Below are 12,273 nucleotides of genomic sequence, written 5' to 3'. Positions count from 1 at the left end.
CTTTATTCGCCGACAGGCAAACTGATCGAGACAGACGGGTGGGCATCTATCTCCCGATCGCGGAAATTTCCGTCAACGTCTTCGTGCTGCTGGCCATGGGCGCCGCGGTGGGCTTCCTGTCGGGCATGTTCGGGGTGGGCGGCGGCTTCCTGATCACGCCGCTCTTGATCTTCTACAACATCCCGCCGGCGATCGCGGTCGCCACCGGCGCCAACCAGGTCATCGCTTCTTCCGTCTCCGGCGTGTTGTCGCACATGAAGCGAGGGACGCTCGACTTCAAGCTCGGCAGCGTGCTTCTGGCCGGCGGCGTCGTCGGCTCAACCGGCGGCATCTATGTGTTCGGCTTCCTGCGCAGGCTCGGCCAGCTCGACCTGTTCATCTCGCTGCTCTACGTGGTGCTGCTCGGCACCGTCGGCGGGCTGATGCTGGTCGAGAGCATCAACGCCCTTCGCGCCACGCGCAGCGGCGCGGCGCCGGTGCTGAAGAAATCCGGCCAGCACAACTGGATCCATCGCTTGCCGCTGAAGATGCGCTTCCGCGCGTCGAAACTGTTCGTCAGCGTCATTCCGGTGCTCGGGCTTGGCGCCGGCATCGGCTTCCTGTCGTCGATCATGGGTGTCGGCGGCGGCTTCATCATGGTGCCGGCGCTGATCTATCTCTTGAAAGTGCCGACCAATGTCGTCATCGGCACCTCGCTGTTCCAGATCATCTTCACCTCCGCCTATACGACGCTGGTTCACGCCACCACAAACCAGACCGTCGATGTGATGCTGGCCTTCCTGTTGATGGCCGGCGGCGTGGCCGGGGCGCAATATGGCGCCAAGGCCGGCCAGCGGCTGCGCGGCGAGCAATTGAGAGCGCTCCTGGCGCTGCTGGTGCTGGCGGTGGCGATCCGGCTTGCCACCGATCTGTTCGCCACGCCGCCCAACCTTTATTCGTTGTCCGGCGTGGGCCTCAACTGATGAATGGCCTGAAAGCGCTCGTAGCCGTCGCTCTCCTGTCCCTGACCGCCGCCGCGCCGGCGAAGGCGCAGACGCCGCCGACCGAAGGCATCCAGATCGGCCTTTCCACCGACGCGGTGTCGATCACCGCCGGTTTTTCCGGCGCCGACCTGACCATCTTCGGTTCGCTGGAAAATCCCGACCCGCTGGTCGCACGCCAGGGCCGTTACGATGTTATCGTCGTGCTCGAAGGGCCACCAAAACCGGTGGTCGTACGCCGCAAGGACCGGGTGCTGGGGGTTTGGGTCAATTTGGATTCCGAGACCTTCGAGAACGTGCCGGTGTCCTATTCGGTCGCGACGACGCGGCCGCTGCAGGACATCACCGAACCCAACAGCTACAAGCAGCTGTCGCTCGGCGCCTCCAACCTCTATATGCAGCCCGCCGAAGCCGGTGACAGCCCGGCGACGATCGAGGAATTCACGGCCGCGTTGCGCGAGCGCAAGGCCGCCGCCGGCCTCTACAGCGAGAATGTCGGCGGCGTGCAATTCCTATCGCAGAACCTGTTTCGCGCTACCGTCAGGCTGGCGCCTGATGTCTCGGTCGGCACGCACAAAGCGCGCGCATTCCTGTTCAAGAGCGGCCTGTTCGTCAAGGAGAGTTCGGCACAGGTCGAAATCCGCAAATCGGGCTTCGAACAATCGATCTTCCGCGTCGCCCACGACTACTCGTTCCTCTACGGCGTGTTCGCCGTATCGCTGGCCATGGTGACGGGCTGGCTCGGCCGGCTGGTGTTCCGCAAGGATTGATGCCGCGGGAAAAGAGGGGTTCCCCTTTTCAACGCCATGCGATAAACCGCCGCCTCCCAGCCAAGGGCAAACACGCACATACCATTCGCCAGGAGCGGTCCGGCCATCCGGATGACAGCGCGACGCGTCGCCGCTGATTTGCCGCCGCGAAACAATGACAGGAGGCTGCGATGCATCAGGCATTCGGCGGCATTGACTTCGGCACGTCCAATTCCACGGTGGGCGTCATCCGGAACGGCAAGGCGCGGCTGGTCCTGCTGGAGGGCGAGCAGCCCACTTTGCCAAGTGCCGTGTTCTTCAATTTCGAGGACGGCCATACTTATTTCGGCCGCCGCGCGATCGGCGACTATACCGACAGCATCGAAGGCCGCCTGATGCGCTCATTGAAGAGCGTGCTCGGCAGTTCGCTCGCCCACGAGAAGACGCGGATCAAGGCACGCCAGATCGGCTTCATCGACATCATCGGCCTGTTCATCGGTCATCTGAGAACGCGGCTGGAAGAGGACGCCCACGGCGTCGTGGAGAGCGTGGTGCTCGGCCGCCCGGTGCAGTTCGTCGATGACGACGCGCAAGCCGACGCTGAGGCGCAAGGCGAACTCGAGAAGGCTGCCCGTGCCCAAGGCTTCAAGCATATCGCTTTCCAGTTCGAGCCGATCGCGGCGGCGCTCGATTACGAGCAGAAAGTGACACGCGAGGAACTGGCGCTGATCATCGACATGGGCGGCGGCACGTCCGACTTCTCGATCGTGCGGGTCTCGCCGGAGCGCGCGCGATCGACCGATCGCAAGGACGACATCCTGGCCAGCCGCGGCATCCATATCGGCGGCACCGATTTCGACCGGCTGCTGAGCATCGCCCATGTCATGCCACAGCTCGGGTACCTGTCGCCGACCAAGGACGGCAAGCGCAATCTGCCGGCCAGCTACTTCATCGATCTCGCCACATGGCAGCGCATCAATTTGGTCTATACCGCCAAGGCGATGACGCATCTGCGCCAGATCCGCTACGAGGCCGTGCGCGCCGACCTGGTCGACCGCTTCATCCATATCGTCGAGCACCGCTACGGGCACGCGCTGGCGGCGCTGGTCGAGAAAGCCAAGATAGAGCTGACCGACATGTCATCGGCGGAAGTGGCGGTGAAGCTGCCGGGCGCGGCGTTCGCCGCCGGGATCACGCGCGACGGACTGGAGGCCACGATCGCTCGGGACATCGAGCGGGTTACCGAAACGGTGGCGCGGACCATCCGCGACGCCGGGGTCAAGCCCTCCGACATCACCGCGGTGTTCCTGACCGGCGGATCGACGGCGATCCCGCTGGCAAGGCGGGAAATCCTGTCGCTGGTGCCGCGGGCTTCCGTCATAGAAGGCGATATGTTCGGATCGGTCGGGCTCGGCCTGGCGCTCGATGCGCAGCGGAAGTTCGGCTGAACCTAGTCCAACGTGGACCCGTTCGCCTCCGCGGCCAGATGCGCCTTCAGCGCCATCTGGGCCAGGCTTGCCTGACGGTCGCGATGGGTGATCATGGCGAAGTCGCGCTTCGGCAATTCGATCGGCACGGCTCTCAGGCTCCCCTCGGCGACCGCGCGCCCGACGACCAGCTCCGAAATGATGGTCGCGCCGGCACCCGCCTCGACAGCCTGGCGGACCGCCTCGTTGCTGGGCAGCACCAGGAATATCCGGAGGTCGGCAAGCGAAATCCCCTCGCGGCGCGCCAGATCCTCCAGCACCTCACGCGTGCCGGAGCCGCCCTCACGGATGATCCAGCGCAGGCCGGTGATGTCGGGCCGGCCCGGCGCCATTTCGGCGATCTCTGGATGGGAGCTGGCAACGACCAGCATCAGCCGGTCGGTATCGACCTTGACGCGGCGCAATAAGTCGGACTCGGTGCGCCCTTCGACCAGGCCGAGATCGGCGGTTCCATCCAGCACGCTGGCCTCGACCTGCCTTGTGTTGCCGATGGTGACGCTAAGCCTGACAGCCGGATAGGCCTCGTGGAAAGAGGCCAGCCGGCGCGGCAGCCAGTAGCTGGCGATGGTCAGGCTGGCGGCGATGGAGAGGCTGCCGGCGACCGTTTGCGAAACATGTTCCAGGACATCGCGCGCGGCGGCGGCCCGCTCCAGCACGGCCTTGGCCTCCGGCAGGAACCGATGACCGGTCTGAGCCAGCTCGATGTTGCGGCCGACGCGGTTGAACAAATGGACACCATGCTGCTCTTCCAAAGCGCGAATGGCCGCCGACGCGGCCGACTGGGAAATGCCCAGGAGCTCCGCCGCCTTGGTCATATGGCCGCGCTCCGCGACCGCGACGAAAATGCGCAACTGATCCAGGGTCATGCCTGCATTAAGAACCAATATCGATCGAATTTACAAGAACAACTGATTAGACGGATCGATAGTTTTATTCTACTTCTTCTGTGGAAGTTAGAAAAATTTAGCCTGCAGGTCGCAAGAGCAACATGATCGGGCGGTTCAGATCCCTGCTTGCGCATTGGGGCCGCGGTATAAGGCGACGGCTGGCCGGCGACCGCTACCATCCCGAAGAACACTATATGCGAGGCCCCGGGCCGAAGACGCGAGCCAAATCCGCTGGCGCGAGCACCACGGGATTATGATGCAAGGACCGCCGCGCGGCGCCAATTCAGCCCCCTCGCAACGCCCGCTTGCCGACACGCGGGCGCCTGATGAAGGCGACGGTGTCGACACCTCGCCTGATGTTTCCGACAGGATCGCCAAGACGACCTGCTACATGTGCGCCTGCCGCTGCGGCATCGATGTGCACATCAAGGACGGCACGGTCCGTTACATCAACGGCAACAAGGACCATCCGGTCAATCGCGGCGTAATCTGCGGCAAGGGCAGTTCCGGCATCATGCAGCACTACAGCCCGGCCAGGCTGAAGAAGCCATTGCTGCGCACCGGGCCGCGCGGCTCGGGTGAGTTCCGCGAGATCGAGTGGGAGGAGGCCTTCTCGATCGCCACCGAGCGGCTGTCGAACATCCGCCGGACCTATCCTAAAGAACTCGCTTTCTTCACAGGCCGTGACCAATCACAATCTCTTACAGGCTGGTGGGCGAGCCAGTTCGGCACGGCGAACTTCGCCGCCCATGGCGGCTTCTGTTCGGTGAACATGGCGGCGGGAGGCCTTTACACGATCGGCGGCTCGTTCTGGGAGTTCGGCGAGCCCGATTGGGACAACACGAAATACTTCATGCTGTTCGGCGTTGCCGAGGACCATGATTCCAATCCGATCAAGATCGGACTGGGCAAGCTCAAGGCGCGCGGCGCCAAGGTGGTGTCGATCAATCCATGCCGGACCGGCTACAATGCGATCGCCGACGACTGGATCGGCATCCGGCCCGGCACCGACGGCCTGTTCGTGTTCGCGCTGATCCACGAACTCTTGACAGCCGGCCGCGTCGATCTCGATTATCTGCTCCGCTACACCAACGCCCATGTCCTGGTTGTCCAGGAGCCGGGCGCGGCCGATGACGGGCTGTTCATGCGCGACAGCGACGGCAATCCGCTGGCATGGGACAGAGTGGCGAAGACCTCCGTCAACTCAGCCGATTCAAATGCAAAGCCGGCACTGACCGGCAGCTTCACGGTCGACGGGCGCAGGTGCCGTCCCGTGTTCCAGCTGATCGCAGACCGCTACATGGACGTCAGCTATTCGCCCGATGCGGTCGCGGAGCGTTGCGGCATCGCCGCCGGAACGATCCGCCGGATCGCCGCCGAACTGGCCCACGTCGCCTTCGAGCAGGCGATCGAACTGCCGGTGGCATGGACCGACTGGGCCGGGCGCCGGCATGATACGATCAAGGGACGGCCCGTTTCGATGCATGCCATGCGCGGCATCTCGGCCCACTCCAATGGCTTTCACACCTGTCGCGCCATCCACCTGCTGCAGGTTCTGCTGGGCACGGTAGACGTGCCGGGCGGCTTCCGCTTCAAGCCGCCCTACCCCCGGTCGGCGCCGCCCGGCCCAAAGCCCTGCGGCAACGATGTCAGGCCGATGACGCCGCTCGACGGCATGCCGCTCGGTTTCGTCTGTGGACCCGACGATCTGCTGGTCGACGAAGCGGGTACGCCGCTGCGCATCGACAAGGCCTATTCGTGGGATTCGCCGCTTGCGGCGCATGGGCTGATGCACACAGTCATCCGTAACGCCTGGGCCGGTGATCCCTACCCGATCGACACACTGATGATGTACATGTCGAACATGGCCTGGAATTCCTCGATGAACACCGTCGAGACCATGGCCATGCTCACCGACCATGATGAAGCGGGCAACTACAAGATCCCCTTCATCATCTATTCCGATGCCTACTACTCCGAGACCGTGCCGTTCGCGGACCTGGTCCTGCCCGACACCACCTATCTCGAGCGTCATGACTGCATCAGCCTGCTTGACCGGCCGATCAGCCATGCCGACGGGCCGGGCGACGCCATTCGCCATCCGGTCGTCGAGCCCGACCGCGACGTCAGGCCCTTCCAGTCGGTGCTGATCGAACTCGGCGCGCGGCTTGGCCTGCCCGGCTTCGTCGATGACGACGGCTCGCCGAAGTACCGCGACTATGCCGACTACATCGTCAATCATGAACGCACGCCCGGCATCGGCCCGCTCGCAGGTTGGCGCGGCAAGGACGAAAGCTCGATCGGCAAGGGCGACGTCAACCCCAACCAGTTGCAACGCTACATCGACAATGGCGGGTTCTGGCACCACGATTTCACTGAGGACCAGCGCTACTACAAGATGGCCAACCGCTCCTATCTCGACTTCGCGGTGCAACTAGGCTTCATCCCCAAGGCCGAGCCGATCGTCTTCCAGCTCTATTCCGAACCGATGCAGCGTTTTCGGCTGGCCGCGCGTGGTCATAGCCGGGTGGTGCCGCCCGCAAGCGAACGCAAGCGCGTCGAGACCTACATGGACCCGCTGCCGTTCTGGTACATGCCGTTCGAGGAAGCGACCGTCGACCAGGAAAAATACCCGCTGCACGCGCTGACGCAGCGGCCCATGCACATGTACCATTCCTGGGGTTCGCAAAACGCGTGGTTGCGGCAGATCACCAGCCAGAACCGGCTGTTCGTGCATCACCGGACCGCGGCTGGCCTTGCCCTTGCCGACGACGACTGGGTCTGGATCGAAAGCATCAACGGCAAAGTGAAAGGGCAGATCAAGCTGGTCGACGGCGTGAACGAAAGCACAGTGTGGACCTGGAACGCGATCGGCAAGCGACGCGGCAGCTGGGGGCTGAAAGACGATGCCGCCGAAAGCAATCGCGGCTTCCTGCTCAACCACATCATCGGAGACCAGACCTTGGCCGACGCGAAGGGCAAGCGTTATTCGAATTCCGATCCGGTCACGGGACAGGCGGCGTGGTTCGATCTGCGCGTGCGCCTCGTCAAATGCGCGGCGGAGGAGGCCGGCTTCACCGAACCGCAATTCGAGCGTTTTCAACAGCCGCCGCATTTCGAACCCTCGCCAGACAAGCTCACTTTCGGCGCCGGGTTTCGGCAGGCAAGAGAGGCGGCCGAATGACCTGTCTTCCAAGTCCGGGCGGCAAGAAGCTTGGCCTCGTCATCGACCTCGACACCTGTGTAGGCTGCCAGGCCTGCGTCACCGCCTGCAAGGAGTGGAACACAGGCGGCCACATGGCGCCGCTGACCGACATCGATCCCTATGGGGGCCATGTCGATGGGGTCTGGTTCAACCGCGTGCACAGTTACGAGCACATCACCGAGATGGGTGGGCGCACGGTCAACTTCCCGCGTTCCTGCCTGCATTGCGAGACGCCGGCCTGCGTCACCGTCTGCCCGACCGGCGCGTCCTACAAGCGCGCCTCCGACGGCATCGTGCTGATCGACGAGGACAAGTGCATCGGCTGCAAATTGTGCAGCTGGGCCTGCCCTTACGGCGCGCGCGAATTCGATGGCGATGTCGGCGTGATGAAGAAATGCACGCTCTGCGTCGACCGCATCTATAACGACAATCTGGCCGAGGGGGATCGCGTACCGGCCTGCGTCGCCGCCTGCCCGACCAGCGCCCGGCATTTCGGCGACCTCGGCGATCCCCAATCCCCCGTTTCGCAACTGGTGGCGGAGCGCGGCGGTGTCGACCTGATGCCGGAACTCGGCTATCACCCGACCAACAAATACCTGCCGCCGCGCGCTCACACGCAGCGTGCCGCATCGGTGCCCGCTCCCGCGCTGGAGCCGCTGCGGGCCGAGGGCGGTTTCCTTGGCTGGGTCGACCGCATGCTTTCGAACTAGCCCATGCATCCCGCCTTCTCCGTCGTCTTCTTCACCGCCGCCACGGGTGCCGGCTACGGCCTGCTGGCATTGCTCGGCGTGCTTGCCCCATCTGGTGTGATCCCGGCCGATTTCTGGCTGGGGCTCATTGGCCTCGGCTTGGCGCTTGGCCTGATCGCCGCCGGCCTGTTGTCATCGACCGGTCATCTCGGCAGGCCCGAACGTGCCTGGCGGGCGTTCTCGCAGTGGCGCAGCTCATGGCTGTCACGCGAAGGCGTCGCCTCGGTCGCCACCTTCATTCCCGCAGGCCTTTTCGGCGTGGGCTGGATCTTCCTTGGCCGCCTCGACGGCTGGGTGGCGGTCGCGGGGGTCCTGGCCGCCTTCGGCGCCATAGCCACGGTCTGCATGACCGGCATGATCTATGCCTCGCTGAAACCCATCGCCCAGTGGCACAGCCCCTACACCTTGCCCGGCTATCTCATCTTCTCGGCGATGAGCGGCAGCGTGCTTCTGAACGTTGTGATGCAAGGATTTGCTCTCGGCTCGAAAATGCTTCTGGCGGCTTCCGCGCTGCTCATTTTGCTCGGCTGGGGCTGGAAGCTGGCGACGTGGCGCTACAATGACCGGCTGGAAATCCCGACGACCGCCAACACGGCGACCGGGCTGTCCGGCGGCATGGTGCAATCCCTGGAATGGCCGCATACCGAGGAGAACTACCTGCTCAAGGAAATGGGTTTTCGCATCGCGCGCAAGCACAGCGCGAAGCTGCGCCGGATCACGCAGGCGCTGGCCTTCGGTTTGCCCGTCCTGTTGCTGCTTGCCGCCTTCGCCTTGCCGTGGCCGATCGCGGCGGCGCTCTCGGCGCTGGCCACGATCGCCCAGTTCGCCGGCATGCTGGTCGAACGCTGGCTGTTCTTCGCCGAAGCGAAGCACACGGTCATGCTCTACTACGGGCGATAGATCTCAGCCTGGCCGCAGCATCGAGTGCGAGATGGCGAAGATGCGCTCGGTGCCGAGCATGTAAGCCATCAGCGACTCCAGCCGGAACAGCCCGGCATAGGCGCGGTCGAGCACGTTGAGCGAACCGGTATAGGCGCCGAAGGCCGGCATGATCATGCGGCCGCCATCACCGGCAAAGCAGCGCCTGCGCACCGAACGGCCTTGTTGCACGATGCGGGCGCAGGGGTGCAGATGACCCGATATTTCGCCCTCGATCCTCACCTTCGATGGCTCATGCCGGAACAGCAGTGAGCCTATGGCTAGTTCCCGCACGGTCTCGCCAGGCAGATCCGCCGGCGCTTCGGGGTCGTGATTGCCGGCGACCCAGAACCAGTCGCGGCCCGCCATCAGCGCTTCCAGCCGTTCGCGGAAGCTCGAATGCATGCGCGCGGCGCCGCCGCTGTCATGGAAGGAGTCACCCAGGCTGATGACGATCGACGGCTGGTAGTCCGATATGACCGCCTGCAGCCTGAGCAGGGTCGCGCCAGTGTCGTAGGGCGGGATGAGCGTGCCGCGCCTTGCCAGAGACGACCCCTTCTCCAGATGCAGGTCCGAAACTGTCAGCAACTTGAGCTCGGGGAAATACAGCACGCCGCGCGGATCGCAGACCGCGCGCTCGCCCGCGATGCCGACGAGATCGGCCTCGGCGATCAGCGATGTGCGCGCCAGCGAGAAATTCATTCATCAACCATCCCAGGCCCCATGGCCTCTTCAACCAGTGTCGCCGCGTCCATCAGCAGCGTTTCATCGGCCTCGCCGTTCACCGGCATCTTGCCGATTTCGAGCATGATCGGCACGGCAAGCGGCGATATCTGCTCGAGCGCCTTATGCATGATTCGACCCTGGATGCGCGAGAGCATGTCCGCAAGTCTGCTGACATCGAGCAGGCCGGTCGCCGCGTCGGCACGCGTCGCCTGAAGCAGGATGTGGTCCGGCTCATGGCTGCGCAGCACATCGTAGATCAGGTCGGTCGACACGGTGACCTGGCGACCGCTCTTCTCCTGGCCGGGGTGGCGTTTTTCGATCAGCCCCGAGATCAGCGCACAATTGCGGAAAGTGCGCTTGAGAAGCCAGCTATCGGCCAGCCAGGCTTCCAGATCGTCGCCCAGCATGTCCTGGTCGAACAGCGCGCCCAGTGAAGGTTTCCTGGCTTTGAACATCGCGCCCATGTCGCCCAGCGACCATATGGCCAAGGCATAATCAGTGGCGACAAAGCCGAGCGGCCTGACGCCCGCCCTGTCGAGGCGACGGGTGAGCAACATGCCAAGCGTCTGGTGCGCCAGCCTGCCCTCAAAGGGATAGGCGACCAGGTAATGGCGGTTGCCGCGCGGAAAGGTCTCGATCAGCAAATCGTCGCGCTTGGGCAGCATGGACTTGTCCGACTGGAACCGCAGCCAGTCGGCCACCTGCTCCGGCAGCTTCGTCCAGCGCCGCGGATCGTCCAGCATGATGCGGACCTGCTCTGCGAGGTAGGTCGAGAGCGGGAATTTGCCGCCGCCATAATAGGGTACCTTGGCGTCGCTGCCGGGCGCGTTCGACACGAAGCACTCATTCTCGCGGATGCCCTCGAAACGCAGCACCTTGCCGGCGAACATGAAAGTATCGCCATGCGTCAAGGTCTCGAGAAACGCCTCCTCGATCTTGCCGAGCACGCGGCCGCCGTGCGACGCCGCGCCTTTGCTGCCGGCCTTGACGTAACGAACGTTGAGCGCGGGCACCTCGATGATGGTGCCGACATTGAGCCTGTATTGCTGGGCGACGCGCGGATTGGAGGCCCGCCACAGCCCGTCCTTGTTGAGGCGGATGCGGGCATAGCGCTCATAGTTCTTCAGTGCGTAGCCACCGGTGGCGACGAAATCGATGACACGGTCGAAGGTCGGCCGATCGAGGCCGGCATAGGGTGCCGCCGTCCGTACCTCCTCGTACAGGTCACCGGCGCGGAACGGTGCGCCGCAGGCGCAGCCGAGCACATGCTGGGCCAGCACGTCGAGCCCGCCATTGACCAGTGGCGGCGTATCCTGCGCGCCGAGATAATTGGCGTCGAGTGCGGCCCGGCACTCCAGAACCTCGAAACGATTTGCGGGGATCAGGATCGCCTTGGACGGCTCATCCATGCGGTGGTTGGCACGACCGATGCGCTGTGCCAACCGGCTGGCGCCCTTCGGAGCACCGACATGCACGACCAGGTCGACATCGCCCCAGTCGATGCCGAGATCGAGCGTCGATGTGGCGACGATGGCGCGCAGAGCGTTCTCGCCCATTGCCTTCTCGACGCGCCGGCGCTGGGCGACGTCGAGCGAGCCATGATGCAGGGCGATCGGCAATGTGTCCTCGTTGACGCGCCACAACTCCTGGAACAGCAGCTCCGCCTGGCTGCGTGTGTTGACGAACAGCAAGGTCGTCTTGTGGCGCTTGATCTCGCGGTAGATTTCCGGCGTGGCGTAGCGAGCCGAGTGCCCCGCCCAGGGCACGCGTTCCTCGGAATCGAGGATCGAGATTTCGGGCTTGGCACCACCGGTCACAGTGATCAATTCCGCCATCTCACCCGGTGGGTTCTGGCTGACCAGCCAGCGCCGCAATTCGTCCGGCTCGGCCACCGTCGCCGACAGGCCGATCGTCTGCAGGCTTGGGACGAAGCTGCGCAACCGCGCCAGGCCGAGCGCCAAAAGATGGCCGCGTTTCGACGTCACCAGCGAATGCAACTCGTCGAGCACGACATAGCGCAGATCCTCAAAGAAGCGTCTCGCGTCGCCTGCCGCGATCAGCAGCGCCAGTTGCTCCGGCGTGGTGAGCAGAATGTCGGGCGGCGCAAGCTTCTGGCGCTGGCGCTTGTGGGCGGGGGTGTCGCCGGTGCGCGTTTCGATGGTGACGGGCAAGCCGATCTCCTCGACCGGCTTGCCGAGATTGCGCTCGATGTCGACGGCCAGTGCCTTCAACGGCGAGATGTACAGCGTGTGGATGCCGCGCCGCGCCTGGCCTGGTTTTCGCCTTGGCCTGACGGCCAGTTCGGTCAGCGACGGCAGAAAGCCGGCCAGCGTCTTGCCGGCGCCGGTCGGCGCGATAAGCAGTACCGATTGCCCCGCTTGGGCCTTCGCCAGGAGTTCGATCTGATGGGCGCGCGGCGACCAGCCTTTCTCGCCGAACCATTTTAGAAATGGCTCGGGCAGGACGACTGCGGCATTCTGGTCGGCGAGGCGCGGCTCAACTGTCACGTGCCAGAGGTAGCGCGGCGACAGGCAATCGCCAAGCAGAATCGGAACAAAAGGGGATCGAAACC

Annotated in this window: 9 protein-coding genes; 6 read left to right on the top strand and 3 right to left on the bottom strand. The window is 64.3% G+C overall.

All coding sequences use genetic code 11. The features are described from left to right. Window positions 1-38 precede the first annotated feature (38 nt). From ACVWWD_RS12110 to ACVWWD_RS12100, 3 genes are all read left to right on the top strand, one after another. Entirely contained in the window at window positions 39-962 is a 924-nt protein-coding gene (locus tag ACVWWD_RS12110) for a sulfite exporter TauE/SafE family protein (protein ID WP_023773005.1), read from the top strand. Then, the gene (locus ACVWWD_RS12105; RefSeq protein ID WP_352549932.1) at window positions 962-1,750 is read left to right on the top strand and encodes a TIGR02186 family protein; all 789 of its coding nucleotides are present in this window, start codon (window positions 962-964) and stop codon (window positions 1,748-1,750) included. The genes ACVWWD_RS12110 and ACVWWD_RS12105 overlap by 1 nt, the downstream gene beginning before the upstream one ends. Window positions 1,751-1,920: 170 nt before the next feature. Continuing rightward, the gene (locus ACVWWD_RS12100) at window positions 1,921-3,177 is read left to right on the top strand and encodes an Hsp70 family protein (RefSeq protein ID WP_352549931.1); all 1,257 of its coding nucleotides are present in this window, start codon (window positions 1,921-1,923) and stop codon (window positions 3,175-3,177) included. Between the two features lie 2 nt (window positions 3,178-3,179). Here the strand turns inward: ACVWWD_RS12100 and ACVWWD_RS12095 are convergent, their stop codons facing one another. Further along, window positions 3,180-4,082, bottom strand: a complete 903-nt coding sequence (locus tag ACVWWD_RS12095) for a LysR substrate-binding domain-containing protein (RefSeq protein WP_352549930.1) — start codon at window positions 4,080-4,082, stop codon at window positions 3,180-3,182. Between the two features lie 274 nt (window positions 4,083-4,356). Here ACVWWD_RS12095 and ACVWWD_RS12090 point away from each other — a divergent pair, with 274 nt between their 5' ends. From ACVWWD_RS12090 to ACVWWD_RS12080, 3 genes are read left to right on the top strand one after another with little or no spacing between them, the layout of a single operon-like run. Next, entirely contained in the window at window positions 4,357-7,287 is a 2,931-nt protein-coding gene (locus tag ACVWWD_RS12090) for a molybdopterin oxidoreductase family protein (RefSeq protein WP_352549929.1), read from the top strand. Then, entirely contained in the window at window positions 7,284-8,018 is a 735-nt protein-coding gene (locus ACVWWD_RS12085; protein ID WP_023773010.1) for a 4Fe-4S dicluster domain-containing protein, read from the top strand. Before ACVWWD_RS12090 ends, ACVWWD_RS12085 begins: the two co-directional genes overlap by 4 nt. 3 nt (window positions 8,019-8,021) lie before the next feature. After that, window positions 8,022-8,957, top strand: a complete 936-nt coding sequence (locus ACVWWD_RS12080; protein WP_352549928.1) for a dimethyl sulfoxide reductase anchor subunit family protein — start codon at window positions 8,022-8,024, stop codon at window positions 8,955-8,957. A gap of 3 nt (window positions 8,958-8,960) precedes the next feature. Here ACVWWD_RS12080 and pdeM read toward each other — a convergent pair whose 3' ends face one another. After that, window positions 8,961-9,677 (bottom strand): ligase-associated DNA damage response endonuclease PdeM, encoded by a 717-nt coding sequence (gene pdeM / locus ACVWWD_RS12075; RefSeq protein WP_023795390.1) that lies wholly within the window; start codon window positions 9,675-9,677, stop codon window positions 8,961-8,963. Then, window positions 9,674-12,208, bottom strand: a complete 2,535-nt coding sequence (locus ACVWWD_RS12070; protein ID WP_352549927.1) for a ligase-associated DNA damage response DEXH box helicase — start codon at window positions 12,206-12,208, stop codon at window positions 9,674-9,676. The genes pdeM and ACVWWD_RS12070 overlap by 4 nt, the downstream gene beginning before the upstream one ends. Window positions 12,209-12,273: the final 65 nt, after the last annotated feature.

It is taken from the genome of Mesorhizobium sp. URHB0026, from assembly GCF_054059755.1.
This window is presented reverse-complemented; position numbering and strand designations above follow the sequence as displayed.